This window comes from Gordonia sihwensis (assembly GCF_029632925.1).
In the GTDB taxonomy this organism is placed as follows: Bacteria; Actinomycetota; Actinomycetes; order Mycobacteriales; family Mycobacteriaceae; genus Gordonia; species Gordonia sihwensis.
This window is the reverse complement of record NZ_CP121248.1, coordinates 3,773,322-3,799,379: the sequence shown is the minus strand read 5'-3', so window position 1 is coordinate 3,799,379 and position 26,058 is coordinate 3,773,322. Positions and strand designations below refer to the sequence as shown.

Here is a 26,058-nt window from a genome sequence, read left to right as displayed (position 1 = left end):
CTACACGGTAGTGTCGATCGCCGCCGTCGTCTCCGCCCGGTACCCCGGCCTCGTGCTCTCCGGCCGGACCAGGAAGAGCGCCGCGACCACGCCGACTATCAGGATCGATGCGGGCAGCAGCATCGACTGCGCCATGGCGGTGGAGAACGGCGCCACCAGGAAGTCCGGCAGTTGCCCGACGCCCACCGAGCCGGTGTCGCCCGCGCCGGGCACGTTGGCCTCCAGCCGGGACTGCATGCCGGCGGCGATGGCGGCCGACCCGATCACCGACCCGATCTGTCGGGTGGTGTTGTAGATGCCGGCGCCGGCGCCGGCCTGCCGCGGCGGGAGATTGCGGGTGGCGGTGGTGGCCAGCGGTCCCCACATGCCGGCGTTGGCGATGCCCATCAGCGCGGCGGGCAGCAGGAACATCGGAATGGCGGTGTCCGCGTTCATCATCGACGCATACCAGAACAGCGAGACGCTGTAGAGGCCGAGGCCGGGTACCAGCAGGAATCGGGGATCGGTCCGGTCGAGGAGCTTGCCGGCGAGCGGGGCGAGCACCCCGGCGAGGACGGCCATCGGAATCAGCAGCAGCGCAGACTTCGTGGGGCTCAGTCCGCGTGCCACCTGGACGTAGAACATCATCGGGAGCGTCATACTCGTGACCGCGAAGCCGACGACGGCGATGCCGAGGTTGGAGATGGAGAAGTTCCGGTCGCGGAACAGTGCCAGCGGAACCAGCGGTTCGCTCGCGGTGCGGGATTGCTGCCAGAGGAACAGCGCCATGATCGCCACACCGCCGATCACCATCGTCCACACCCAGGCGGCCCAGTCGTACTTCTCGCCCTCCTGGAGACCGAAGACGATGAGGAAGAGGCCGATCGTGCTGATCGTCACGCCGACGACGTCGAACCGGTGCTGGTGGGTCTCGAGGCGGGGAACCAAGCGCCACGCCGCGGCGAAGCCGATGACGCCCACCGGGACGTTGATGATGAAGATCCACTCCCAACCGGCGTGATCGACCAGCAGACCGCCGGCCAGCGGGCCGACCAGCATCGCCACACCCGCCACCGAACCCCACAGACCCATCGCCGCTCCGCGCTGATGCGCCGGGAACGTCCTGGTGATCACAGCCATGGTCTGCGGGGTGATCATCGCGGCGCCGAGACCCTGGACGGCGCGGAACGCGACGAGCATGGCCAGGGAGTTCGACAGACCGCAGCCCAGTGACGACAGGGTGAAGACGGTGATGCCGATGAGGTAGAGATTTCGGGGACCGAAGCGGTCGCCCATCCGCCCGGTGATCAGCAGCGGCACGGCGTAGGCGAGCAGGTAGGCGCTGGTGACCCAGACGACGTTGTCGAGATTGTCGGTGTCGGGGTCGAGTGCCTCTTTGATGGCCGGATTCGCGACCGACACGATGGTCGTGTCGACGAGGACCATGAAGAAGCCGATCACCAGTGCCCAGAGTGCGGGCCACGGGCTCCGCTGCGAGTCGGCGGTGCCGGACGAGACTGTCATTTCGAGTCCTTCGAGTCGGTGCGGAGCACGGGTGTCGGTGATGTCGCGGAGTCGACGCCCCACGCGTAGTCGGGATCGGCGAGGCGTTGGAGCAGGTGGTCGGTCCAGCGGAGATCGGTCTCGATCAGATCGGCCTGACGATCCACTTCGATGAGGAACTGCGGTTGCACACCGCGGCCGGTGGCATCGCTCAGGCCTCGGCGGTGGACCTCGAGATCGGCGGCGAGCCCCTCGCGCCGCAGCGTCAGGAGAGCGATCACCTCGTCGCGGTCGAGGTTGTGGGCCTCGGCGAGGGCGACCCGGAATTGCGCCGTGCGGTCGTTCCGGGGCAGCTCTCGGCGAACCCACTCGGTGACCGCGTCGCGCCCGGCGTCGGTGAGTCGGTACGTGGTCCGCTCGGGGCGGTTGCCCTCGCGGTCCACTCCGACTTCGACCAGGAGTTCTTGCTGATTCAGCCGGTCCACGGTGTGGTACAGCGTGCCGTTCGTGATCGACACCATGCGGTCGTCGCGCCGTTGTCTGAGCAGGCGGACCATCTCGTACGGGTGCATGGCGCCCTCGCGCAGCAGCGCGAGGACCATCACACCGAGCGGCGTGAGCCGCGGTTGTTCAGCCGACATCGAATGCTCCAGATCAATTAGTCCATGTGGACTATATGACGCTGGGTGGTGTCGGTCAGTCGGGTGTGGGCGGTGGAGGCTGTCTCGACGGTTCGACTAGCCGGGCGGGCGGCGCAGGGGACTCGTACGGGTGACGGCTCCGCTCTCGAGGCGGCCGGTGAAGTACTGCCTCCCCTCGGGGCCGACCACGGTCACCTCGTACCAGCTGCCGTGCACGCGCGTTGCGGTGACGTCACGCCCGTCGACCGACAGGCGCCCGCGGTCGTGGTCGGGCATCACCTGCGCCGACGATCCTCCCGGGCGGAGGGACAGATCGCGCAGGAAGCGGTCGGGACCGGTGACGACGACCCGTCGCGCGCGCTGAGGAAGAGGGACCCGGCGGCGTCCGAGCACCGTGTGGTGAGCGGCGTCGCCGTCTGCGAAGACGCCGAAGACGGCGGCGCGACGGCCCGTGTTCACCAGTTCCAGGACACCGTCGACCACGTTCGCAGAAAGCCGGTACGGCGTGGGCAGCGCCGTGGCGGTTCCAGTCTCCTGCGTCGGAGCGGCGCCGCCCGGCCGAGCCGTCCAGCGGCGACGGAAAGGTGGCGGCGGTGCGGGCTGTGCCGGAACGCGCAGTCCGTCAGTGCGGCCGAAATCGAAGGTCGACACCAGATCTCCGCACACCGCGCGGCGCCACGCGGAGATGTTGGGGCAGCGCACGCCGGTGACCGCCTCCATGAGCCGGATCACCGACGTGTGGTCGAAGACCTCGGAGCAGACCCGGCCGCCCACGGTCCACGGGGACACGATGGTCATCGGCACCCGGAATCCGAGCCCCATCGGCTTTCCCTCCCACCACTCGTCGGCCTCCCCGACCGGCGGCAGCGGCGGAACCACGTGATCGAAGTAGCCGTCGAACTCGTCGTAGTTGAGCAGCACCACCGTCTTGCGCCACACCTCCGGGTTCGACGCCAGCGCGTCGAGCAGTCGGTAGGTGATGCCCGCCGATTGGACCGGCGATGAACTGCGGGGGTGTTCGGAGTCGGCCTCGGAGGTGACGATCCACGACACCGCCGGGAGTCGCCCGCTCTCGACGTCCCGGCGGAAGCGCGGGACCAGAGTGCCCGGTTCGCTGCGATGCAGCGCGCGATCGTAGAGCTCTGCGGCCTGTTCGCCGAGGCCGCGGGCGGCCCGATGCACCGCCCGTGCCCGGGAGCGTTGATCCGCCGACGGGACCACGTTGCCGTGCGCGTCCTTGGCCCCGGTCTCGATCAGCAGAGTGTAGAAACCGGTGAGATCCACTCCGAGCTGTCCGGCGCGCGCGACGGCGTCGCGTCCTATGCCTCGGAAGTGCGCGAAGAAGTCGAGGTTGTTGTCGGTGAAGTTGTCCCATTCCTGGTACACGCGCCAGTCGACGCCCTCGCGGTGCAGCGACTCGGCGTACGTCTCCCAGGTGAGACCGGGATGGACGGGTGCGTACATCTCGTTGCCCACCGACCTCGCGCCCCACGGTTCGAATCCGCTGGTGCCGGAGAACAGGTAGTTGCGGTTGGTGCCGGTCCCGGTCGGCGACGATGCGAAGTAGCCGTCGCACACGGTGAACGTCTCGGCCAGCGCGTGGTGGAACGGGATGTCGCGGCGGTCGTAGCAGGCCATCGTGGCCTTGCCCTTCGCCGCGACCCAGCCGTCGCACCGCCCGCCGGCCAGGGCCTGCTGTCCGTCGGCCCACTCGTGAGGCAGAGATGCGAGGTACTCCACCGACAGGGAGCCGCGATTGGCGGCCTCGCGGGCGAGGAACGGGTGGACGCCGCTCTGCAGGAAGACCCCCGGCTTCGCCGAATTGTCGGCGAAGCCGCGGACCCCGCGCATCGTCCCGAAATAGTGGTCGAAGGAACGGTTCTCCTGCATCAGGACGACGATGTGCTCGACATCCTCGAGCGATCCCGCAGGCCGGCCCTGTGCCGCTGCCGACACCAACGAAGGAGGAAGAAGCGTTGCGGCGCTTGCGATTCCGGCCGCGCTCGCGGTCAGGCCCAGGAAGTGCCTGCGGGAGTACTCGGAGATCCGTTCGGGAGGAGTCGCCATGAGTGCGCAAGTGTATCGCCCGGCGTCTCCTCCCGGCTCCCGTTACGGGAGCACGGCACTACCGTGCCTGCGACAGCCGTTCGGCGACGATCAGCCGGGCGGCGTCGCCGCAGGTGATCTTCTTCGACGCCGCGGTGTCCAGGACGTGGCCCGCACGGTCGCGCAGCGCCTCCACCTTCTCCTGGGCGCGGTCGCGGGTCCAGTTCTGCTGCTCGCCGAAGGCCTGGATCACGCCGCCCGCGTTGGCGATGTAGTCGGGAACCCAGGTGACGCCGCGTGCGCCGAGAACCTGCTCAACCGACGGGCTGGTCAGCTGGTTGTTCGCCGCGCCGCAGATGATCGCCGCGGCGGTCTCGCCTGCGAGCGTCTCGGTGACGGTGCCGCCCATCGCGCACGGCGCGTACACGTCGAGCTTGGCCGAACGGACGTCGTCGACGATGCGCGCCTGCGGGAAGCGGGCGGCGAAGGCCTCGCGGGCGGGAGCGTACGGATCGGCCGCCAACACGGTCGCTCCGGCACCTGTCAGCAGTTCGGCCAGCTGGACGCCGACCTTGCCGACGCCCTCCACGCCGACCGTTCGGCCGGTGAGATCAGCCGAACCCCACACGCGTTCGGCGGCCGCCAGCAGTGAGTAGAAGACTCCGAGAGCCGTCATCGGCGCGGTGTCGCCCCAACCGCCGCCCGCGACGGTCTTCGACGCCACATACGAGGTGCCCTCGCCGATCAGGTCCATGTCGTCGGAGGTGGTGCCGACATCGCCGGCGGTGATGTAGCGCCCGCCGAGGGTGTCGACGAACCGGCCGTAGGCGCGGAGCAGATCCGGCGTCTTGTGCACCGCGGGGTCGCCGATGATGACCGCCTTCCCGCCACCCAGGTCGAGTCCGGCCGCGGCCGATTTGAAGGTCATTCCGCGCGAGAGCCGCAGCACGTCGCCGACCGCATCGGCTTCCGCGGCGTAGGGATACATGCGCGTTCCGCCGAGCGCCGGCCCGAGGGCGGTGTTGTGCACCGCGATGATCGCGCGCAGTCCGGTCTCGGCGTCACGGCAGAACACCACTTGCTCGTGCGGGGGATCGATCGACATGTCCGGGTGCGAGAAGACGCTGGTCTGGGCGAGGACGCGAGTGGCTTCCGACGATGAGTGCGCAGTGGTCATGGTGGTTCCTCCGGGGCGGTTGAGACGGTCGGTTTTCAGCGGATGGGGGTGGTGTCGACGCCGAGTTCGGCGAGACGGGCGCGGTAGCGGTCGATGTTGCGGAGCTTGACGTCCTCGTAGCCGACCACCAGTTCGGGGGCGCGGGCCACGTCGACGGCGGCCGCGTACCGCTGCTCGTCGAACTGAGCGGCGGTGAGGCCGGCGACCAGGTCGGTCACCAGATCGCGGTAGTGCGCGAGCAGGCGGCGCTCGATCTTGCGCACCTCGGCGTAGCCGAACGGGTCGAGCTTGGTGCCGCGCAGGAACTTGCCCTTGGCGAGCACGCGGAGCGCGACGTGCGAGCGCGGACCGAGACCGATCTTCTTCTCGCGGCCCATGGCGCGCAGCACCGGCGGATGCAGCTTGTAGGTGAGGCCGGTGGCACCGGGGATCTCGGCGGCGACCGAGTCGATGAACGCCTGGTCGGTGAGCATGCGCGCCACCTCGTACTCGTCCTTGTAGGCGGTCAGGCGATGCAGGTTGTCGGCGACGGCGGCCGACAGCTCGGTGCTGTCGGTGACCGCCCGCTCACGCTGCCACACCTGCTCCACATCCCGGACGTACCGAGCGGCGGCCCGCTCTCCGGAATGCGCCATCAGCTGCGCCGCGCGCCGCTGAACCAGTTCGAGGACGGTCCCGGTGAGCGTGGTGCGGGTGAACAGATGCGTGGGCACCACGGTGTCGCTGCGCGAGACCACCTCGGCGGCCGCGGTGGCCGCGGCGAACGCCTCCGGATCGGCGACGGCCACCCGGCCCCAGCGGAAGGCCGTCTGATTGGCCTTCACCGCGACGCCGTTGACCGCGATCGCCTCTTCGATCGAGGCGGCCGGGATCGGCAGGGCACCCGCCTGGTAGGCGGCGCCCACCAGCAGGAAGTTCGCCGCCGCGGTGTGGCCGAAGATCGCCTCGGCCGCGCTCAGCGCGTCGAACGAGACCACTCGTCGCGCGTGGTCGGAGACGCGGCGCAGCAGCGTGTCGTCCTCGGGGTAGGCGACGTTGCGGTCGTAGACCATCTCACCGGTCGCGACCGCGCTGGTGGAGGCCACCGTCAGGGTGCGCTCGGCGTCGCCGACGCCCACGTGCTTCGCGTCGGCGGCGGTGAGCAGATCGAACGCCAGGACGCAGTCGGCCGAGGCCGGGCTGATCCGGTTCGATCCCGCGCCGGCAGTCGTCCGGGCCGTTCCGTTGGACGCGGTGTCGTCACTGAGCCGCAGGTGCGAGGTGACCGGACCGGCCTTCTGACTCAGGCCGGTCTGGTCCAGGCCCTCCACGTGGAGCCCGGCGCGCAGGGCGGCGGTGCCGAGCACCTGGTTGACGGTCACGATGCCGGTGCCGCCGATACCCGCGAGGAAGATGTTGTGCGTGCCGCGCAGGGTGTCGACCTCGGGGTCGGCGACCGCCGGCGGCACCGGCGCCGGCTTGCTCGGCGCCTTCGCCCCCGCGCCGTCCTCGGGCAGTTCGACGGTGACGAACGACGGGCAGTCGCCGTCGAGGCAGCTGTAGTCGGTGTTGCAGCTGGTCTGGTCGATCCGGGTCTTGCGGCCGAACTCGGTGTCCACCGGCTGCACCGACAGGCAGTTCGACTTCACGCCGCAGTCGCCGCAGCCCTCGCAGACCGCCTCGTTGATGATGACGCGGGTGCGACGGGTCGGCAGGGTGCCGCGCTTGCGCTTGCGGCGCGCCTCTGCCGCGCACTGCTGGTCGTAGATCAGGACGGTGACGCCCTTGACCTCGCGCAGCAGTCGCTGGGCCTCGTCGAGCCGGTCGCGGTCCCACAGGAGCGTGCCCGCGGCGAGCGAGCCCTTCGGGTGGCGAGACGGATCCTCCGCGCACACGATGATCTTGGCGACGCCCTCGGCGCGCAGCTTGTGCGTCAGCTGTCCGACGGTGAGACCGCCCTCGGCGTCCTGCGCGCCGGTCATCGCGACGGCCGCGTTGAACAGGATCTTGTAGGTGATGTTGACCCCGGCGGCCACACATGCCTGGACCGCGAGCTGGCCGGAGTGGAAGTACGTGCCGTCGCCGACGTTCTGGAAGATGTGCTCGACGTCGGTGTACGGCGCTTGGCCGATCCACTGTGCGCCTTCGCCACCCATCTGGGTGAGGCCGGTGACCTGGGAGTCGGTACGCGAACTCATGGTGACGAGGGTGTGGCAGCCGATGCCGCCGCCCGCGAGGGAGCCGTCGGGCACCGCGGTGGAGCGGTTGTGCGGGCAGCCCGAGCAGAAGTAGGCCGTGCGCTTGGTGTCGAGGAGAGTCAGCTTCGGCGGTGCCGGCTTCGGCACGGTGATCGCGACGCGCCCGTCGAGCACCCGGCGCAGCGGCGCGAGAAGACGGGCGGCGGTGAGCTCGCCGTCGGCGGGCACCAGCGGCCGGCGGTCGGCGTCGCGCTTGCCGAGGATCCGGGGCGCGTCGGCTCGGCCGTAGAGGATGTCGATCACCTGGGACTCGACGAACGAGGTCTTGTCCTCGATCACGAGAACGCTCTCGACGCCGTCGGCCAGTCGACGCACCTTCTCCGAGCCGAGCGGGTAGGGCATGCCCACGCGCAGGATGCGGATGCCGGCGTGGAGGAGGTCGTCCTCGGTGAGTCCGAGTTCGCCGAGTGCCTCGCGGACGGAGTCGTACGCGGTGCCGACGGCGACGATGCCGAGCCAGGCGTGCGCCGGATCGACCTCGATGCGGTCGATGTCGTTCGCGGTGGTCATCTTCTCGACCATCGCCCAGCGCGGGCCGTACAGGTCGGCCTCGGCCAGGACGCTGTCGGGCGGCGCCGCCATGACGCGCTGGCGGTACGTCCAGGGGCGGCCCTCCCACTCCAGGTCGGGAACCTCGATGTGCAGGTCCGCGAAGTCGCGGTTCAGGGTCCACAGGCCGTCGCACACATCGGCGACGAGCTTCATCGCGGGCCAGCAGCCGGTGGCGCGCGAGAGTTCGATGCCGAACATGCCGAACGAGATGATCTCCTCGGCGTTGCGCGGGAACAGGACCGGCATCGAGAGCGCGGCCAGGGAACGTTCACTGGCGGCCGGCACGGTGGACGATTTGGCGGCCGGGTCGTCGCCGACCATCGCCAGGGCGCCGCCCTTCGGGTGCGCGCCGTACATCGCGGCGTGGCGGAAGGCGTCACTCGCGCGGTCGAGACCGGGGCCCTTGCCGAACCAGACGCCGACCACGCCGTCGTGGGTCCGCTTGCCCTTCGGCAGCTCCTGCTGGCTGCCCCAGACGGCGGTCGCGCCGAGTTCTTCGTTCAGGCCGGGGACGAACCGGATTCCGTGCCCGGCGAGATCGGGTACCTCGCCGAAGACCTTGTCGACCGCGGCCAGCGGGCTGCCCTGATAGCCGGAGACGAAGGCGGCCACGTCGCGGCCGGCGCGGCGCTCGCGTTCGTGGTTCTCGATCAGCATGCGTGCCACGGCCTGGACGCCCGTCAGCAGGACCGGTCCCGAATTGGGGCGGTACTTGTCTGCCAGATCGAACGTCGGTGCCTGCGGTTCGGCGACGGAGGTCATATGGGCCACCAATCTGTCGGTCCGCATCTGTGAGGCGGATCACCGGATGATGCTTAAATGGTGGCCATCGGGTGGCAAGGTGGTCAACTGATCGATCTACAACTGGTAGATTTGTTCAGTTGGTGACGTGGATCTCAGTGAGAGGTGACGAATATGCTCAGCATCGACGAGCTCGACGTGGAGTTGTTGAAACTGCTCGAGCGGGATGCCCGCCAGGGCGTGGCGAGTCTGTCGACGACTCTCGGGATCTCGAGGAACACGGTGCAGTCGAGGATCCGGCGGCTCGAAGAAGGCGGCTTGATCGCCGGCTACCGTCCACAGATCGACCTGGCGCAGGCGGGTCTGGTGGTGCAGGCCCTCCTCGCGCTGGAGACCGAGCAGGGCAGCCTCACCAGAATCGCGCGCGAGGTCACCGAGATACCGCAGGTGATCGAGGTGCACACGGTGACCGGGCGGGAGGATCTGCTCGTGCGAGTCGCGACAGCCACTCAGCCCGAGCTGCTGGAGCTGATCGAGACCATCGTGGGGTACCCCGGCGTGATCCACTCCACCACCTGGCTCACCTTGACCGAGCCGCTGCCGCGCCGTGCGGTGCCGGCGCTGGCGGAGTTGGCGAAGGGGACGGGTTGGGGTCGATCGACTCCGCCGCGCGCAGGTGGGGGAGGATGAGACGATGCCGTTGGTTGAACACGATGAGCGAGACGCCCGTTCCTTCCTGGTGTTCTGGCTCTGTCGATTGATCGTCAAAACGCTCATGCGCATCATTCCGGCGACGCCCTCCACCCTCCGCCGGCTGGCGGTCCTCGATCAGTGGGCGGCGCGGAACGCCCGCCCGATCCGAGGCGTCGTCGTGACGCCGGAGACGATCGCCGAGGTTCGCGTCGAGCGCATCACGCCGGACGGGATCGAGGATTCGCGGATCGCCGTGCTGTACACGCACGGCGGCGCGTTCCTGGCGGGCGGGCTCGACACCCACCGGCCGATCGCCGCCGCGATCGCGCGGGCGGTCGGAGCGCCGGTGGTCAACGTCGCCTACCGGCAGTGCCCCGAAGTCGGCGTGGGCACGTCGGTGCGCGACGGCTATGCGGTGTACCGCGAACTGCGGCGGTCGGGCGAGTTCGACGCCGTGGTGGTCGCGGGCGACTCGGCGGGCGGCTACATCGCGGCCAAGATCGTCGAGTACGCCGCGCGGGACGGCCTCGCCCGCCCCGACGCGTACGTCGGGCTGTCGCCGCTGCTCAACCTCTCGCCGGGCGCCGATCGGACGAGCCGTCACGACGCGATGCTGCCGATCAAGAAGATCGAGAAGCTGCGGCAGTTCTACGACCAGGGCCCGGAGGTGCTGGACGGCGAGCTGAACGTGACGCTCGACGTGGTGGCGCGGCTGTTCCCGCCCGCGATCGTCGTCTGCGGTCGCGGCGAGGCGCTGCAGAAGGACGCGATGGACCTGTGCGCCGCCCTCGACCGCGCCGGGGTGACCAACGAACTCCACCTGTACGCCGGTCAGATCCACGCCTTCCCCGCCGCGGTCCCCGGTTCGGCGCAGACCAGGGACGCTGTGGCCAGGGTGGCGGAGTTCGTCCGGCGAGCAGTGGGTGCCGGGCGGGAACGCGCCGACATCGCCTGAGCCGTGCCGCCGATGGCCGGGGTGATTGCCAACCACCGGTTGCTCGGCGACGATGAACGGGTGGACCTCCCGGTGAACCCGCCCGTGCAACCGATGCTGGCCAAGGCGGTCACCGCCGTGCCCGACCAACCCGGCGGTGAGCCGGTGTGGTCGTACGAACCCAAGTGGGACGGCTTCCGGGCCTTGATCTTCCGGGACGGGGACGAGGTCGTGATGTCCTCGCGGGGCGGCAAGGATCTGGCCCGCTATTTTCCGGAGCTGGTCGACGCGGCGCATGCGGTGCTTCCCGAGCGGGTGGTCCTCGACGGCGAGGTCGCCGTCGCCCGGCCCATCGGCGGGGTGAACCGGCTCGACTGGGATTCGCTCTCGCAACGCATCCACCCCGCGGCGTCGCGCGTGGCGAGACTGGCGGAGGAGACACCGGCCGTGTTCATCGGCTTCGACGCCCTGGCCACCGACTCGATGGACCTGACGGCGGAGCGATTCGAGGTCCGGCGCAGCGCGCTGCTGGACGCCGCTGCCGAATCCGGAGACGACCGCATCCAGGTCAGCCGCGTCACCCGGGACTCGGCGGTCGCGACCGACTGGTTCACCGCGTTCGAGGGCGCCGGGCTCGACGGCGTCGTGGGCAAGCGGCTCGACGGCGTCTACGTCCCCGGGAAACGGGAGATGGTCAAGGTCAAGCACAAGCGCACCGCCGACTGCGTGGTGATCGGGTATCGCATTCACAAGTCGGGCACCGGACTCGGGTCGATGCTGCTCGGGCTGTACGCCGAGGGGGAACTGCGGATGGTCGGCGGTTCCAGTGCGTTCTCCGACAAGAAGCGGATCGAACTGCAGGAGATGCTCGAGCCGATGCGGCTCGATCCGGATCGCGTCGCACAAGGCGAGGTGAGCCGCTGGCGCGCGGCGGGCAGCGGCGAGTGGATTCCGATCCGGCCGGAGCTGGTGGCCGAGTTCGCCTACGACCAGATGGAGAATCAGCGATTCCGGCACACGGTGAAGTTCCTCCGGTGGCGCCCCGACCGGGAGCCGGAGAGCTGTGGCTACGACCAGCTCGACGTGCCCCTGACCTACGACGTCTTCGACGTTCTCGTGACCGGAGGACAGTGACATGCCGAAACCGAAGCCGGTCCTGCTCGACGTCGACGGGGTCGAGGTGAAGCTGAGCAACCCCGACAAGATCTACTTCCCCGAACTGGGCGAGCACGGCGGTCGCAAGGCCGATCTCGTCGAGTATTACCGGAGCGTGGCGCTCGCCGGACCGCTGTTGAGCGCGATCGGCGGGCGCCCGACCTTCCTGCAGCGCTTCCCGGACGGCGTGGACGGTGAGCAGATCTATCAGAAGCACCTGCCGAAGCATCACCCCGATCATGTGCAGTCCACGCGAATCGTGTTCCCGTCCAAGCGGACCGGCGACGCCTTCTGCCCCCGGATCCCGGCCGACGTCGTATGGGCCGCCAACCTCGGGACTGTCACATTCCACACCTGGCCGACGATGGCCCCCGACAACGACCATCCCGATCAGCTTCGGATCGACCTCGATCCGCCGGACGGCAAGGGTTTCGACGACGTCCGCCGGGTGGCGCTCGATCTGGTCAGACCGTTGCTCGACGATCTCGGGATGACCGGGTACGTGAAGACCTCGGGCAGTCGCGGGGTGCACGTCTTCGTACCGATCCGCCCGGAGTGGGATTTCATCGCCACGCGGCGCGCGGTGATCGCGTTCGGTCGCGAACTGGAACGGCGCGACCCCGCCGCCGTGACCCTGTCGTGGTGGAAGGAGGAGCGCGGCGACCGCATCTTCATCGACTACAACCAGAACGCGCGCGACCGGTCGATGGCCTCGCCCTACTCGGTGCGCAAGTCCGCGCGCGCCCGCGTCTCCGCACCGGTGACGTGGGAGGAGTTGGTCGACGTCGATCCCGATGATCTCACCGTCGCCACCGTCCCGGCTCTGGTGGAGCGGCGCGGCGATCCGTGGTCGGGCATCGACGAGCACCCCTCGGGGCTCGAGCGCCTGCTCGAGATGGTCGAGCGCGACGAGGCGAACGGTCTCGGCGACATGGTCTACCCGCCGAACTACCCGAAGATGCCGGGCGAACCGCCGCGCGTCCAGCCGAGCAAGAAGGTCGCCGAGCATTGGGATGAGGCGGGGAACCGGGTGGAGTGACCGGCAGTCGGAGCAGCGCTCACGCGAACTCCTCGGCCCTGCGCTTCAGCAGGGCGCGCGGCGAGTATCCGGTCAGTTCGGTGAACTCCCGTGACATGTGGGCCTGGTCGGCGTAACCGCACGATGCGGCCACGTCCACGGCCCGGCGCCCGGACTCCAGCCGTGCGCGGGCGGTCTCGAATCGGGTGAGGCGGGCCGCCTGTTTGGGGCCGATGCCGAACTCTGCGTTGAACATCGCGGTGAGGTGCCGCGCCGACCAGCCCGACGATTCGACCAGTTCGGAGACGGTGACATCACCGCGGCGGCGGGCGATCACCTCCCAGACCGACAATGCGTCCGACCGCGGTGTGTCCTCGGAGACCGTCTCGGCGAGCATCGCGGCGCACACCGCGCCCCGCTCGCCTGCCGGAGTCTGCGCGAGTCGTTCGTGAAGTCGGCGGGCGAACGCGGTGTCGATCTGTGACAGTTCCACCATCTGCCCGGCCAGCTCGCCGGCGGGCATCCCGAGCAGTGCGCGTACCGCCTCCGGCGAGAGGTCGAGCTGCACGCCGCGTTGGACGCCGTTGTGGTGGATCGTGACCGGTCGCAGGTGGATCCCGGCGATACAGCACCGGAAGGTGGTGGTGACCGGGCTGTCGCCGGAACTGAGGACGAGGCCGTCGGCGAGGTCGACGACCAGGGTGGCGCTGGTGCCGGGCAGCCCCAGGTGCTCGCCTGGAGCGCTGCCCGTCACGTCGTAGGGGACGATCCCGACGCCGGTCAGCCCGCGTAGGTTCCGAAGCTCCATGTGTTCCCCTCCGGGTCGGCGACGGAGAACCCTCGTGATCCATAGTCCTCCTCCGCCATGTCGCGGACCAGTCGCGCACCGATCGCCGTCGCCTTCGCGTACACGGCGTCGGGGTCGGTGACGACCACGTAGAGGGAGGCCGATCCGACCGGAGTGGAGAACGTCGTGTCCTTCTTGCACGCGGAGTGGACCATGACCCGTCCTCCGTCGGGCCAGAGCATCTCCGAATGCAGGACCTCGCCGTCGCCGTCGCCCTCCACGAGGATTCCGGGTTCGAAGCCGATGGATTCGAGCCATTCGCGCAGTGCGACGGGGTCGTCGGAGGTGATGCCTGCCCAGATGTTGGTGTCTTTTCTCTCGTTCATGTCTCCAGTGTCGGCCCGTGCGTCGCCGTGTTCTTGAAGAAATCGGCACGCGGTGCAGTCTCGGTCGCGGGACTTAAGCCCCATTCGACCGGAAGTGGACATAGGTTAGGCTCGGCTCATGAACAAGCTCCTTCGGGTGGCCGTGCTGTTCGCCGCCGGCCTGACGGCACTGTCGCTGACCGCATTCTGCGTAGGGACTGCCGACGCCAAGACGTGGAAGCCCGCCATCGAGGTGTTCCTCGCCGACGGGGTCACCCCGGCCGGCGCGACGCGACTGCACCCCGGCGATCAGGTGGTCGTCAAGGGCACCGGCTTCGATCCGCGCGCCAACACCTCCGGTCTTCCGGTTCCGGTCCCGCCGGGCGTGCCGCACGGGACGTTCGTGACCTTCGGTGCGTTCGCGCCGGATTGGCGGCCGTCGCAGGGAGCTCCCGAATCGTCGCGGACCACCGTCCGAGCCCAGACCAAGTGGGTGCTCTCGCGCGACGCGCTCGACCGGGTGCCCGACGTTCCGTTCGACATGCGCCGCACCGTCCGGCAGCAGTGGGTGCCGCTGAGCCGCAGCGGCGAGTTCACCGCCCGCATCACGCTGGCCACGCCGAAGACCTCGCCGGCCGGCGGCCGCTGGGGCATCTACACCTTCGGTGCTGCGGACGCGGTGAACGCGGCCCAGGAGCTGTCGGTGCCGCTCGACTATTCGACGCAGCCGGGCCCGAACACGCCTCAGCCCGCACCGAAGAACCTGGTGTGGGCGTATTCGCCGAGCTTCGCGCAGACCGTCCGCGGCACCACCTCGGGTGCGCTGTCGGGGAGCGGCGGCGCGGGGGTGGACGACGCGGGAGCGATGTCGTTCGCGCTCGCCGAGAACACGGTCCGCAACGGGCGGGGAGAACTGCGGTACCGCGGAACCGTCGTCGCGTCCACGAAGTTCCACCTGCTCGAGATCGCGCTCGCCGATCCGATCATCCGCGTCGACGGCACCCGCGCGGTGCTGAGCATGCGCACGTCCACCACCGACATGAACGGCGACGACGTTCTGCGGCGCGTCGATGTCGCCGATCTGACGCTCACGCGGTCGCAGGTGGAGCGGCTCTCGCGCGGTGAGGACGTCACGGCGATCGCCGCCGCTTTCCGCTCGGGGATCACTCCCGTCTCCCTCGCCGTGCTGTCGCTGGGGCAGGCGTCGCCGGTGACCGTGCGGTTCTGACGGCGGATCGGCGGCCTCGACACCGCTCGCGGATCGCCGAGCCCAAGTAAGCTCGCCGTGTGAGCGCCGAACCGGGCGACCGCCCGTCCCCGAACGACCCGTCGTGGGCCGCAGCACAGGTCCATCCGGGCGTTCGCGCGGCCGCCGCGTGGACCTGGCGTCTGTTGATCCTCGCCGCGGGGCTGTACGCGCTCGGCAAGCTCTTCCTCTTCGCACAGGAGGTCTTCGTCCCGGTCGCCGTCGCGATCCTGCTCTCGGCGCTCCTCGTACCGTTGGTGGGATGGCTTGAGCGGCACCGGATCCCGCGATCAGTGGGGGTTCTCACCGCGGTGGTCGCGACCTTCGCGATCATCGCCGCCGGACTCACCTTCGTCGTTCAGCAGCTGATCGTGGGCATCCCCCGGATGTCGGGCGACATCGCCGATTCCATCTCCAAGACCCGCAACTGGCTCGAGACCGGGCCGCTGCACATGGACTCGGAGAACCTGCGCAACGTCAGCAACGACATGATCGACTGGCTCAAGGCTCACGAGGCCAGCATCGCGACCGGAGCCCTCGACACCGCAACCGTCGCCACCAAACTGGTGACGGCCGCACTGCTGACGGTGTTCCTGCTGATCTTCTTCCTGTACGACGGCCACCGCATCTGGGAGTTCGTGACGAGGATCGTGCCGTCGGCGCACCGGGAGCACGTGCGCGGGGCGGGCGACGCCGGCTACCGGACGCTGCAGTCGTACGTCCGCGCGACGGTGCTGGTGGCGTTCATCGACGCCGTGTTCATCGGCATCGGCCTGGCGATCCTGCGGGTGCCGATGGTGATGCCGTTGATGGCGCTGATCTTCCTCGGCGCGTTCATCGCGATCGTCGGATCGGTCGCCGCGGGATCGCTCGCGGTCCTCGTCGCGCTGGCCACGCACGGCTGGTTCACCGCGGTGCTGGTGGTGGTCGTGCTGATCGTCGTGATGCAGGTGGAAGGGCATGTGCTGCAGCCCTTCCTGCTCGGGCGTTCGGTGAAGCTGCACCCCGTGGCGGTGATCCTGGTGATCGCGATCGGCCTGATGGTCGCGGGAATCGTCGGCGGCCTGCTCGCCGTCCCGCTGCTGGCCTTCGCGAACACCGCGGTGAGTTTCCGGCCCCAGGAGGGCCTCGATCAGGACTGGCTCCTGGAGGAGCCCGTCGACGTCTCCGGAGGGGAGAATCCATGAGCTACACGGTCGCAGACCTCATCGTCGACACCATCGCGGCAGCCGGGGTGCGACGGATCTACGGCATCCCGGGTGACTCGCTGAACGGCTTCACCGACGTCCTGCGGACGTCGAAGGACGTGACATGGACGCATGTGCGTCACGAAGAGGGGGCCGCTTTCGCGGCGGCGGGTGAGGCCGCGATCACCGGCGGGCTCGCAGTGTGCGCCGGCAGCTGCGGTCCGGGAAACCTCCATCTCGTCAACGGCCTGTACGACGCGCATCGGTCGCGGGTGCCCGTACTGGCGATCGCGGCGCAGATCCCGGCGGGCAATGTGGGGACGCGGTACTTCCAGGAGACTCATCCCGAGCAGATCTTCGCCGAATGCAGTTCTTTCTGCGAGACGCTGAGCACCGTCGACCAGCTGCCCTACCTTCTCGACATCGCCGTCCGGACGGCGGTGGAGGAGCGCGGCGTGTCGGTCCTGGTGATTCCGGGCGAACTGTTCCTGAAGAAGATCGACAGGCCGGACCGTGTGTCCCGGATTCGGGCGGCGGGCACCGTGATGCGCCCGGACGACGAGTCGCTGCAGCTCGCCGGCGTCCGGCTCAACGAGTCCGAGCGCGTGACCATTCTCGCCGGCGCGGGAGTGGCGGGTGCCCACGACGAGCTCGTGGCGCTGGCCGAGGCGTTGCGGGCGCCGATCGTGCATGCGCTGCGCGGCAAGGAGTTCGTGGAGTACGACAATCCCTACGACGTCGGCATGACCGGCTTGCTCGGCTTCTCGTCGGGTTACCGCGCCATCGAGCACTGCGACACGCTGTTGATGATCGGCACCGACTTCCCGTACTCCCAGTTCCTGCCGTCGAAGGCGTACACGATTCAGCTCGACGTCCGCGGCAGCCAGATCGGTCGGCGCTGCCGTGTGGATCTCCCGCTCATCGGATCCGCGGCCGACACACTGCCCCTGCTGACAGCGCTCATCTCCGGCGGCCGCAGCGACGAGCACTTGACCACGGCACTCGACCACTATGCGCGCACTCGCGCCGGGCTCGACGAACTGGCGACGTCGTCCGCCGACGGCGATCCGATCCATCCGCAGTACCTGACGAAGCTGCTGTCGGAGATGGCCGCCGACGACGCCGTCTTCGTCCCGGACGTCGGGTCGCCGGTGGTCTGGGCGGCCCGCTACCTGAAGATGAACGGCCGGCGTCGTCTCATCGGATCGTTCAACCACGGATCGATGGCCAACGCGCTGTCGCAGAGTGTGGGAGTCTCGGCGGTCGACCCCGCGCGTCAGGTGATCGCGATGGCCGGTGACGGCGGACTGGCGATGCTCCTCGGCGAGCTGTTGACGCTGGTCCAGAATTCGCTGCCGGTCAAGGTGGTCGTCTTCGACAATTCGTCGCTCAACTTCGTGGAGCTGGAGATGAAGGCGGCGGGCTTCGTCACGTTCGGCACCGATCTGGAGAATCCGGACTTCGCCGCGCTGGCCGAGTCGGTGGGGATCTGGGGCCGCCGCGTCACCGATGCCTCGGCCCTGCCCGCCGCGGTGCGCGACTTCCTGGCGCACGACGGCCCCGCCGTCCTCGACGTCACCACCGCGCGGCAGGAGCTGTCGATTCCGCCAGCGATCTCCGCCGCTCAGGCGAAGGGCTTCGCACTGTACGCGCTGCGGACCGTGATGTCTGGCCGCGGCGACGAACTGGTCGACCTCGCCGAGACGAACCTGCTCAAGCGGCTCTTCTGAGCTAGCGCCAGAATCTTGTCGAGTTGAGTACCTGAGAGGGTGCCGACTCGACAGGATTCTGCGCGCGAAATTCAAGTGGTCCCCTGCCCGGAAACGGGCAGGGGACCACATCTGCGGAGGATAGGGGATTCGAACCCCTGAGGGCTGTTAACCCAACCCGCGTTCCAGGCGAGCGCCATAGGCCACTAGGCGAATCCTCCAGGCAGAACGATCGTAGCGGGTGGGGTGCATGGAACCCAAAACGACCCGCTACACTGTTCTACGGATCCCGCGCGGCGTGCATCCTGTGAACTCCCCCAGGGCCGGAAGGCAGCAAGGGTCAACGGGCTCTCTCGGGTGCGCGGGGTCCGCTTAACTTTTTTCGCGCGTTACATCTGCAGCCGCCGCGAGGCCGCGTCTGTGGGAGAGGTTCACGTTGAACTTTCACTCGATGAGTGTCGACCAACTCCGCACCACCCAAGACGATCTGCGAAAGCGCTACGAGGTCCTCCGGGCAGCCGGACTCAAGCTCGATCTGACACGCGGCAAGCCGGCCCCCGACCAGCTCGACCTCTCCAACGAGATGCTGTCGCTGCCGGGGCAGACGTACACCAGCCCGGACGGCACCGACTGCCGCAACTACGGTGGCGTCACCGGTCTGCCAGGACTCCGTGCGATCTTCGGCGAACTGCTCGGCACCGGCGCCGACCGCACCCTTGCCCTCGGCAACGCCAGCCTGCAGATCATGCACGACATCACGGTGCACTCACTGCTCGGCGGAAACCCCGACTCCGACAAGCCGTGGTCGGCCGAGCCGATCAAGTTCCTCTGCCCGGCTCCCGGCTACGACCGCCACTTCGGCATCACCGAGCGGTACGGCATCGAGATGATCACCGTCCCGATGAACCCCGACGGCCCCGACGTCGATGCCTGCGCGGCGCTGACCGCCGCCGATCCGTCGATCAAGGGCATGTGGCTGGTCCCGACCTACTCGAACCCCACCGGGTACTCGGTGTCGGAGGAGGTCGCGCGCAAGCTGGTCGCGATGCCCGCCGCCGCCGACTTCCGCATCTACTGGGACAACGCATACGCGGTGCACACGCTGGTCGAACGCGCACCCGAACCGCTGCCGATCCTGGATCTGGCCGCCGAGGCCGGCAACCCGAACCGCGTCTACGTCTTCGGGTCCACCAGCAAGATCACCTTCGCCGGCGCCGGCGTGGCGTTCTTCGCGTCGTCGAAGACCAACCTCGACTGGTTCACAAAGAACGTCAGCGTCTCGACCATCGGTCCGGACAAGCTCAACCAGCTGCGGCACCTGATGTTCCTGCGCGACGCCGACGGCGTGCGTGAACTGATGGCCCGGCACCGCGAGCTCATCGCACCCAAGTTCGCGAAGGTGCTGGAGATCCTCGAGGACCGGCTCGCCGACAGCAAGATCGCCTCATGGACTCACCCCGAGGGCGGCTACTTCATCAGCCTGGACGTCATCGACGGCACCGCGAAACGCACCATCGAGCTGGCGAAGGATGCCGGCATCGCGCTGACGGCCGCCGGATCCACCTTCCCGTACAAGAAGGATCCGCGCGACGAGAACATCCGTCTCGCCCCGACCTTCCCGTCGATCGACGAGCTCGCCACCGCAATGGACGGCGTCGCCACCTGCGCGCTGCTCGCCGCGACCGAGGTGCTGCTGGGCTCCGAGTAGCGACTCCCGGTGAAGCTCGAACGGTCGACGCCGGCGGTCGTCGGATTCCTCCTCGCCGGGCTGCTCTCGGTCTGGGCACAGCACTCCCTGATCCCCTTCACCGAGCCGTACTGGGGGCTGTTCCAGAACTTCCTCGATCTCGACGTGTACCGGGCGGGCGCCCAGGTGGTGCTCGACGGCGGTGATCTCTACCAGGCCAAGCTGCTCGGCCAGATGGACTTCACCTATGCGCCGCTGTCGGTGGTTCTCTTCGCTCCCTTCGCGTGGATGGCGGCGGGCCCGGCGCACCTGGTCTGGACCATCGCGATCTTCGTCGCGCTGTATCTGGTGGTGGTGCTCGGGTTCAAGAGTCTCGGACACGAGGTCACCTGGCGGCTGCGTGCGATCGCGGTGTCGATCGTGCTGCTGAGCGCGCTGCTCGAGCCGGTACGGTCGACCATCTGGTTCGGACAGATCAACGTCTTCCTGATGCTGCTGGTGATCGCCGATCTGGCGCGGCCCGAGGGCAGCCGGCTTCGGGGCGTCGGCGCCGGTATCGCCGCGGGCATCAAGCTGACACCGCTGATGTTCGGTGCGTACCTCCTGGCGATCCGGCAATGGCGGACCGCGGCGCGCATGGCCGCCGGCTTCGCGGCGTCGGTGGTGCTCGGGTTCGCCCTCATGCCGTCGGCGTCGAAGGACTTCTGGTTCGGCACGATGTTCGACTCCGACCGGGTCTCCTCGCCGCAGACCTATGGCAACCAGTCCATTCGCGGCGCGATCGCCAATTTCACCCACACCGACCACCCGAGCACCCTGCTGTGGCTGGTGCTCTCCGCCGCGCTGGTGCTGCTGGCGGGCCGTGCCTGCGTCCTGGCGCATCGGCACGGTCAGGAACTGCTGGCGCTCTCCATCGTCGGGATGACCTCGTGCGCGGTTTCCCCGGTCGCGTGGTCGCACCACTGGGTGTGGCTGGTCCCATTGCTGGTCGTCGCGATCCACCAGATCGCCGAACGGATCCCCGGCCCGGGCGCCTTCGCGCTGGCCGCGCTCGCCCTCGGCGGGTTCGCATCCGCGATCGCCTGGCGGACGCACTTCGCCTTCCCGATGTGGTACGCCAACCGCAGCGTGGAAGAGGCGTACCTGACGGGCCTGTTCTTCAAGCACCCCCCGCCGTTCGATTGGTTCACCACCCAGCCGTTGACACTGATCCTCGTCGTCACCTCGGTGGTGACGATCGTGGCGTATCGACGGCCCGGACCCGGGCGACCGGCGCCCGCGGCCGGCCGGTCGTGAGCGCCGGCACGGCTGTCGGGGCTCGCCGGTAGTCTTGCGTCGTGGCTCTCTATCGCACCTATCGCCCGGCAACCTTCGCCGAAGTCGTCGGCCAGGAGCACGTCACCGCGCCTCTGAGCCGAGCCCTCGATACCGGCCGCATCAATCACGCCTATCTCTTCTCCGGTCCGCGCGGCTGCGGCAAGACCTCGTCGGCCCGCATCCTGGCCCGCTCACTCAACTGTGAGCAGGGCCCGACGTCGACCCCGTGCGGCACGTGCTCGTCCTGCGTCTCGCTCGGTCCCGGCGGACCGGGCAATCTCGACGTGGTGGAGCTCGACGCGGCCAGCCACGGCGGCGTGGACGACACCCGCGATCTCCGCGACCGCGCGTTCTACGCGCCGGCCGAGTCGCACTATCGCGTCTTCATCATCGACGAGGCGCACATGGTGTCGTCGGCCGGCTTCAACGCGCTCCTGAAGATCGTCGAGGAGCCGCCGGAGCACTTGATCTTCATCTTCGCGACCACCGAGCCGGAGAAGGTGCTGACGACCATCAAGTCGCGGACGCACCACTATCCGTTCCGTCTGCTCGCGCCGCCGGTGATGCGCGGTCTGTTGGAGAACATCTGCGCCAAGGAGGGCGTGGTGGTGGCGCCCGAGGTGTATCCGCTGGTGATTCGCGCCGGCGGCGGATCCCCGCGCGACAGCCTCAGCATCCTCGATCAGCTCCTCGCCGGTGCGGGTGACGAGGGCGTCACCTACGACCGCGCGCTCGCCCTGCTCGGTGTCACCGACTCGGCGCTGATCGACGCCGCGGTGGAGGCCCTCGCGGCGGGCGACGGCGCAGCGTTGTTCGGCGTCGTCGAGCGGGTGGTCGACGCCGGGCACGATCCGCGACGCTTCGCGATCGATCTGCTCGACCGTTTCCGCGACCTCATCCTGGTGCAGGCGGTGCCGGACGCCACCGAGCGCGGGCTGGTGGAGGCCCCCGAGGATCAACTGGCCGCGATGCGCGAGGCCGCGGCCGAACTGGGGCCCGCGACTCTGACGAGGTACGCCGAGGTGGCGCACACCGCGCTCGGCGAGATGCGAGGTACCACGTCGCCGCGCCTGTTGCTGGAGGTGATGTGCGCCCGTCTGCTTCTGCCTGCGGCCTCGGCCGACGACGCTGCGCTGCTGCAGCGAATCGAGACGCTGGAACGGCGTCCCGCGGGAGCATCCGCCCCGGGCTCCGTGCCCGTCGCGGTGACGGACGCTCCCGCCGCCCCCGCCGCGGACGAGCCCGCACCGCGCTTCGTCCGGCCGTCGCAGCGCAAGGCCGTCGAAGAAGCGCGTGCGGCCGTCGACACGGCCGATGCGCCGACGCCGGCATCCGAGCCCCGCGCGCCTGAGCCTCCCGCTCCGCGGCCGAGCACGCCCGCACCCGAACCCAGCGCTCCCGAATCCAGCGCTCCCGCCTCCGAGGCCGCTGAGGCGCCGCGCGCCGAGGAGCCTGCGGTCTCGGCTCCGCATCCGCCGGAGGTGTCTGATCCACGGGCTCCGGAGCCGCCGCAGCAGCGCGAGCCCGTCGGACGCGAGCACACGCAGCGCGAACAGGTGCAGCGCTCCGCCGCGGACGAGGAGATCCCGCCACCGCCCGAACCGCCGATGGACGCTGATCAGCTCCCGCCGGCGGACGAGCCGCACCAGCCCGATCCTGCGTCCGAACCGGCTCCCGAACCGGAACCGCAGGCCCCGACAGGACTCACGGTGGACGCCGTCTCGGCTCGGTGGCCGGACATCCGTGCGGCTGTGCGGACGCAGAGCACCGTCCTCGAAGCGATGCTCTCGGCCGCTTTCGTACATCAGGTCGACGGCACCCAGGTGGTGCTCGGACATCCGCATCCCGCGCTGGTGGGACGCCTGTCCGACGATCGCGGACTGCGTGCCCTGACCGCCGCGGTGGTCGAGGTCTTCGGCGAGGGCTTCAGCGTCGCCGTCGTGCACGCCCAGCCCGGGTCGGCACCGGCGGCGGCGCCGACCCCGCAGCGCACCCCGGAACGGGAACAGCCCCGCCGTCAGACGTACACCCGGCCGAGCAAGCCCCGGTCGGAGCAGACGCACGGTGAGCAGCCGGCGCCGCCGCCCGCGCCGGAGGAACCCGAACCGGAGCCGCCGGTGCCCGACGAGGAGCTGACCGACGCCGAACGTGACGAGATGGTGGCGCAGGCCCAGTCGGGGACCCCGGACGACCGTCTCGACCCCGACCAGGTGGCTCTGGAGCTGCTCAAGTCGGAGCTCGGCGCTCGGCCGGTCGAGTAGCCGCGCGTAGACGAATCCTCGACCCGCCGACTACTCGGCCGCGCAGGCCGGACGGCGAATCGGGGATTCGTTCACGAACTCGGACCTACGGCTGCCACCAGGGGCGCAGCGGCAGATTCGTGGTTCCGTCGAGCTGCATCTTGGTCGCCAGGACGTGGTGCAGCTGCACGATGTCCCGTTCGAAGCCGATGCGGCATCCCGCCATGTACAGCCCCCACAGACGGGCGGTGCCTTCGCCGACCTCGGCGACCGCCTCGTCCCAGTTCGCGACGAGGTTGGCGTTCCAGTCGCGCAGCGTCATCGCGTAGTGGTGGCGAAAGTTCTCCTCGTGCAGCACTTCGAGGCGCGAGACGTCCTGCATCTTCGAGATGATGGTGCCCGATCCCGTGAGTTCGCCGTCGGGGAACACGTAGCGGTCGATGAACGGGCCGGCCTTGCTCCGCGAACGGTTGTCGGGGCGGGTGATCGAATGGTTCAGGATGAGGCCGCCGGTGCGGACCTTGTCGCGCATGAATCCGAAGTACTTCGGGTAGTTGGCGACGCCGATGTGCTCGGTGAGTCCGATCGACGAGATGGCGTCGAAACCCGTTTCGGTGACGTCGCGGTAGTCGCTGAAGCGGACCTCCGCGAACTTCGACAGCCCCTGCTCCTCGATCGCCTGCTGCGCCCACTTGGCCTGCTCGCTGGAGAGGGTCACTCCCAGTGCGTGGACGCCCTGGCGCGCGGCGTACCGGACCATCCCGCCCCAGCCGCAGCCGATGTCCAGGAGACGGTCGCCGGGCTGCAGGTTCAGCTTGTCGAAGATCAGCCGGTACTTGTTCTCCTGCGCCTCCTCGAGGGTGGCGTCGGCGTTCGGGTACACCGCACAGGTGTAGGTCATCGATTCGCCGAGCACCAGCTCGTAGAAGCGGTTCGAGACGTCGTAGTGGTAGTGGATGGCCTCGGCGTCACGCTCGCGGCTGTGTCGCAGCCCCTCGGCGAACCGGCGCCAACGGGGCAGGCTCTCCTGCGGGGGCGGTGGGATCAGCTTGAAATGCTCGAGCCCGATGGCCCTCGCCACCTGAGCCATCTCCAGCGGGCTCGGCTTGGAGAACTTCAGATCGGCGGCCAGTGCCTGCAGTGCGCTGTACGGGTCGCCGGGATGCGCGCCGATCAGCTCGAGGTCGCCGGAGACGTAGGCCCGGGCGAGCCCGAGGTCGCCGGGCGCCGTCACGAGGTACGTGGTGCCGCGCGAGGTCTTGAGATTCAGTCCGTACTCGGCGTCCTCGGGGCCCGCGGTGCTGCCGTCGTATGCCGTGATCCGTACGGCGAGATCGTCGCCGACGAGGGTTTCGAAGATCTGGGCCAGCTTCATGCGCGTTTCACCGCTTTCTCGTAAAGGCCGAGCAGACGGCCGCGGGGATCGTAGCGACGCTTGAGATCGTCGTACGCCTCGCCGCCGTAGAGGTCGTCGAATTCTTCCGGGCCGTAGAAGGATTCGGAGTAGAGGGACTTGTGTCCGCCCAGCTCGCTGACTTTCTGCTCGATGATCCGGTTGGTGTGCCCGGGCCGGCCGGGGGTGACGGGCACCCCGGACCAGAACCCGATGTTGACGTAGAACTTCCCGCGCTCCAACGGATACAGGGTCCACGGCTGGACGGTCTCGTCGTCGCCGGCGACGGCGATCGGCGACGGCTCGGCCAGTTTGAGCGGACAGAGCCAGATCGGTTCGATCGGGATCTCGGCCAGGAACCAGTCGACGAAATCGGCCGTTCGCTCGATCGGGACCTCGATGTCCTGAACCACCCGCTCGGTGGGCGGCAGACCTTTGACGGCGTTCAGCTTGTCGCCGATGTTCCACCGCTGGTCGTATCCGATCAGCTTCCAGTAGAAGCTGCTGCGCAGGTACTTGGCGGGCCAGAACCGGCGGATGCGCGGATTCTGGGCACCGAATGCGCGGGAGCACCAGAACCAGTCGGTGTCCCAGCGCCAGAGATAGTCACGGATGGTCAGCCGATCGCGTTTGGGTTCGGCGCCGTCGTGCTGGATGGATCGGTAGAAGATGTTCGCGTTGGTGTAGTCGCTCACCGGGCCGGGCTCGTCGGTCTGCCGTCCGAGCACGGCGTACGCCTCGTCGGAGGTGAAGACGACCCCGTCGAGATAGTCGACGCGCTCGCCGCGGTATTCGCGGTCGGTCGCGACCCGGTCGAGCAGATCCTGGAGCTCGCGGGTGCTGTGCACGCGAACGTGACGCAACTCGACGAAGGATGGAACCGGTTCGAGCCTGATCTTGAGTCGGACCGAATACCCAAGCGTCCCATAGGAATTGGGGAATCCGAAGAACAGGTCGCGGTGCTCGTTGTCGGGTGTCGCGACGATCAGTTCGCCCGATCCGGTCAGGATCTCCATCTCGAGCACCGACTCGTGCGGGAGACCGTTGCGGAACGAGGTGCTCTCGATACCGAGCCCGGTGACGGCGCCGCCGAGGGTGATCGTCTTGAGCTGCGGGACCACCAGGGGCACGAGGCCGTACGGCAGAGTCGCATCCACGAGGTCCTCGTAGGTGCACATCCCCGCGACCTGCGCGGTCTGTTCCTCGGGATCGACCGAGATCACGCGATGCAGTTCGGAGACGTCGAGACCCGGAGCGGACGTCTCGGCCCTCTTGCGGAACAGATTCGACGTCTTCTTCGCCAGTCGCACAGTGGCGCCGTCGGGGATAGCTCGGTAGCTGTCGAGAAGTTTCTGCTTGCCGCGCGCGAAGGCGGCATCGTCGTACTCGGATGCGTTCAAAGCCACATTCCTACCGTAGCCTGATCGCCGTACGGTGAACGAAGTGAATCG

General features: G+C 68.8%; 19 protein-coding genes, 1 tRNA gene and 1 other RNA gene. 11 read left to right on the top strand and 10 right to left on the bottom strand.

Annotation, left to right across the window (positions count from 1 at the left end):
* From P5P27_RS18115 to P5P27_RS18095, 5 genes are all read right to left on the bottom strand, one after another.
* Nucleotides 1-1,503 (bottom strand): DHA2 family efflux MFS transporter permease subunit, encoded by a 1,503-nt coding sequence (locus P5P27_RS18115; protein ID WP_278125382.1) that lies wholly within the window; start codon nucleotides 1,501-1,503, stop codon nucleotides 1-3.
* Entirely contained in the window at nucleotides 1,500-2,123 is a 624-nt protein-coding gene (locus P5P27_RS18110) for a PadR family transcriptional regulator (protein ID WP_278125381.1), read from the bottom strand. The genes P5P27_RS18115 and P5P27_RS18110 overlap by 4 nt, the downstream gene beginning before the upstream one ends.
* 96 nt (nucleotides 2,124-2,219) lie before the next feature.
* A complete protein-coding gene (locus P5P27_RS18105) occupies nucleotides 2,220-4,190 on the bottom strand; it encodes an alkaline phosphatase family protein (RefSeq protein WP_278125379.1) in 1,971 nt (656 codons plus the stop codon).
* 58 nt (nucleotides 4,191-4,248) lie between these two features.
* Nucleotides 4,249-5,346: a Glu/Leu/Phe/Val family dehydrogenase gene (locus P5P27_RS18100; protein ID WP_045539608.1), complete on the bottom strand. Its 1,098-nt coding sequence runs from the start codon at nucleotides 5,344-5,346 to the stop codon at nucleotides 4,249-4,251.
* 35 nt (nucleotides 5,347-5,381) lie between these two features.
* Nucleotides 5,382-8,897, bottom strand: coding sequence for an indolepyruvate ferredoxin oxidoreductase family protein (locus tag P5P27_RS18095; RefSeq protein WP_278125376.1), 3,516 nt, complete (start codon nucleotides 8,895-8,897; stop codon nucleotides 5,382-5,384).
* A 153-nt stretch (nucleotides 8,898-9,050) separates the two neighbouring features.
* On the opposite strand from P5P27_RS18095, the gene P5P27_RS18090 reads away from it, so the two are divergent.
* The 4 genes from P5P27_RS18090 to P5P27_RS18075 are packed head-to-tail and all read left to right on the top strand — an operon-like array spanning nucleotide 9,051 to nucleotide 12,697.
* Nucleotides 9,051-9,566: an Lrp/AsnC family transcriptional regulator gene (locus P5P27_RS18090; RefSeq protein WP_278125374.1), complete on the top strand. Its 516-nt coding sequence runs from the start codon at nucleotides 9,051-9,053 to the stop codon at nucleotides 9,564-9,566.
* A gap of 4 nt (nucleotides 9,567-9,570) precedes the next feature.
* Complete coding sequence (locus P5P27_RS18085) at nucleotides 9,571-10,524, top strand: alpha/beta hydrolase (RefSeq protein ID WP_278125372.1); 954 nt, start codon at nucleotides 9,571-9,573, stop codon at nucleotides 10,522-10,524.
* A gap of 60 nt (nucleotides 10,525-10,584) precedes the next feature.
* The gene (locus P5P27_RS18080; RefSeq protein WP_006897418.1) at nucleotides 10,585-11,637 is read left to right on the top strand and encodes an ATP-dependent DNA ligase; all 1,053 of its coding nucleotides are present in this window, start codon (nucleotides 10,585-10,587) and stop codon (nucleotides 11,635-11,637) included.
* A gap of 1 nt (nucleotide 11,638) precedes the next feature.
* The gene (locus tag P5P27_RS18075) at nucleotides 11,639-12,697 is read left to right on the top strand and encodes a DNA polymerase domain-containing protein (RefSeq protein WP_278125370.1); all 1,059 of its coding nucleotides are present in this window, start codon (nucleotides 11,639-11,641) and stop codon (nucleotides 12,695-12,697) included.
* 19 nt (nucleotides 12,698-12,716) lie between these two features.
* Here the strand turns inward: P5P27_RS18075 and P5P27_RS18070 are convergent, their stop codons facing one another.
* Together P5P27_RS18070 and P5P27_RS18065 are read right to left on the bottom strand one after the other, a co-directional pair.
* Nucleotides 12,717-13,484, bottom strand: coding sequence for a helix-turn-helix domain-containing protein (locus P5P27_RS18070; RefSeq protein ID WP_045539232.1), 768 nt, complete (start codon nucleotides 13,482-13,484; stop codon nucleotides 12,717-12,719).
* A complete protein-coding gene (locus P5P27_RS18065) occupies nucleotides 13,457-13,849 on the bottom strand; it encodes a VOC family protein (protein ID WP_006897415.1) in 393 nt (130 codons plus the stop codon). Before P5P27_RS18065 ends, P5P27_RS18070 begins: the two co-directional genes overlap by 28 nt.
* 118 nt (nucleotides 13,850-13,967) lie before the next feature.
* Between P5P27_RS18065 and P5P27_RS18060 the strand changes: the two genes are divergently transcribed.
* Genes P5P27_RS18060 through poxB form a run of 3 tightly spaced genes read left to right on the top strand, consistent with a single transcriptional unit; the run spans nucleotide 13,968 to nucleotide 17,991 of the window.
* Nucleotides 13,968-15,056 (top strand): HtaA domain-containing protein, encoded by a 1,089-nt coding sequence (locus P5P27_RS18060; RefSeq protein WP_278125368.1) that lies wholly within the window; start codon nucleotides 13,968-13,970, stop codon nucleotides 15,054-15,056.
* 59 nt (nucleotides 15,057-15,115) lie between these two features.
* The gene (locus P5P27_RS18055; protein ID WP_278125366.1) at nucleotides 15,116-16,261 is read left to right on the top strand and encodes an AI-2E family transporter; all 1,146 of its coding nucleotides are present in this window, start codon (nucleotides 15,116-15,118) and stop codon (nucleotides 16,259-16,261) included.
* Entirely contained in the window at nucleotides 16,258-17,991 is a 1,734-nt protein-coding gene (gene poxB, locus P5P27_RS18050; RefSeq protein ID WP_045539236.1) for a ubiquinone-dependent pyruvate dehydrogenase, read from the top strand. Before P5P27_RS18055 ends, poxB begins: the two co-directional genes overlap by 4 nt.
* A gap of 114 nt (nucleotides 17,992-18,105) precedes the next feature.
* On the opposite strand, the gene P5P27_RS18045 is transcribed toward poxB, so the two are convergent.
* Nucleotides 18,106-18,191: transfer RNA gene (locus tag P5P27_RS18045), tRNA-Ser, on the bottom strand.
* A gap of 59 nt (nucleotides 18,192-18,250) precedes the next feature.
* Between P5P27_RS18045 and ffs the strand changes: the two genes are divergently transcribed.
* The 4 genes from ffs (at nucleotide 18,251) to P5P27_RS18025 (ending at nucleotide 23,235) form a co-directional block, all read left to right on the top strand.
* An RNA gene (gene ffs / locus P5P27_RS18040) (signal recognition particle sRNA small type) lies at nucleotides 18,251-18,347 on the top strand.
* Nucleotides 18,348-18,406: 59 nt separating this feature from the next.
* Nucleotides 18,407-19,678: an aspartate aminotransferase type Ic gene (locus P5P27_RS18035; RefSeq protein WP_006897411.1), complete on the top strand. Its 1,272-nt coding sequence runs from the start codon at nucleotides 18,407-18,409 to the stop codon at nucleotides 19,676-19,678.
* Between the two features lie 9 nt (nucleotides 19,679-19,687).
* Nucleotides 19,688-20,953, top strand: a complete 1,266-nt coding sequence (locus P5P27_RS18030) for a glycosyltransferase 87 family protein (RefSeq protein WP_006897410.1) — start codon at nucleotides 19,688-19,690, stop codon at nucleotides 20,951-20,953.
* A 41-nt stretch (nucleotides 20,954-20,994) separates the two neighbouring features.
* Entirely contained in the window at nucleotides 20,995-23,235 is a 2,241-nt protein-coding gene (locus P5P27_RS18025; RefSeq protein WP_278125362.1) for a DNA polymerase III subunit gamma and tau, read from the top strand.
* Between the two features lie 85 nt (nucleotides 23,236-23,320).
* On the opposite strand, the gene P5P27_RS18020 is transcribed toward P5P27_RS18025, so the two are convergent.
* Together P5P27_RS18020 and P5P27_RS18015 are read right to left on the bottom strand one after the other, a co-directional pair.
* Complete coding sequence (locus P5P27_RS18020) at nucleotides 23,321-24,589, bottom strand: class I SAM-dependent methyltransferase (protein WP_006897408.1); 1,269 nt, start codon at nucleotides 24,587-24,589, stop codon at nucleotides 23,321-23,323.
* Nucleotides 24,586-26,007 (bottom strand): FAD-binding oxidoreductase, encoded by a 1,422-nt coding sequence (locus tag P5P27_RS18015; RefSeq protein ID WP_278127468.1) that lies wholly within the window; start codon nucleotides 26,005-26,007, stop codon nucleotides 24,586-24,588. The genes P5P27_RS18020 and P5P27_RS18015 overlap by 4 nt, the downstream gene beginning before the upstream one ends.
* Nucleotides 26,008-26,058: the final 51 nt, after the last annotated feature.

Coding starts and splice junctions, on each gene's coding strand:
- P5P27_RS18100 (WP_045539608.1), bottom strand. CDS start 5,346: ATGACCACTGCGCACTCATCGTCGGAAGCCACTCGCGTCCTCGCCCAG.
- P5P27_RS18085 (WP_278125372.1), top strand. CDS start 9,571: ATGCCGTTGGTTGAACACGATGAGCGAGACGCCCGTTCCTTCCTGGTG.
- P5P27_RS18065 (WP_006897415.1), bottom strand. CDS start 13,849: ATGAACGAGAGAAAAGACACCAACATCTGGGCAGGCATCACCTCCGAC.
- P5P27_RS18105 (WP_278125379.1), bottom strand. CDS start 4,190: ATGGCGACTCCTCCCGAACGGATCTCCGAGTACTCCCGCAGGCACTTC.
- P5P27_RS18110 (WP_278125381.1), bottom strand. CDS start 2,123: ATGTCGGCTGAACAACCGCGGCTCACGCCGCTCGGTGTGATGGTCCTC.
- P5P27_RS18090 (WP_278125374.1), top strand. CDS start 9,051: ATGCTCAGCATCGACGAGCTCGACGTGGAGTTGTTGAAACTGCTCGAG.
- P5P27_RS18075 (WP_278125370.1), top strand. CDS start 11,639: ATGCCGAAACCGAAGCCGGTCCTGCTCGACGTCGACGGGGTCGAGGTG.
- P5P27_RS18020 (WP_006897408.1), bottom strand. CDS start 24,589: ATGAAGCTGGCCCAGATCTTCGAAACCCTCGTCGGCGACGATCTCGCC.
- P5P27_RS18115 (WP_278125382.1), bottom strand. CDS start 1,503: ATGACAGTCTCGTCCGGCACCGCCGACTCGCAGCGGAGCCCGTGGCCC.
- P5P27_RS18095 (WP_278125376.1), bottom strand. CDS start 8,897: ATGACCTCCGTCGCCGAACCGCAGGCACCGACGTTCGATCTGGCAGAC.
- poxB (WP_045539236.1), top strand. CDS start 16,258: ATGAGCTACACGGTCGCAGACCTCATCGTCGACACCATCGCGGCAGCC.
- P5P27_RS18060 (WP_278125368.1), top strand. CDS start 13,968: ATGAACAAGCTCCTTCGGGTGGCCGTGCTGTTCGCCGCCGGCCTGACG.
- P5P27_RS18070 (WP_045539232.1), bottom strand. CDS start 13,484: ATGGAGCTTCGGAACCTACGCGGGCTGACCGGCGTCGGGATCGTCCCC.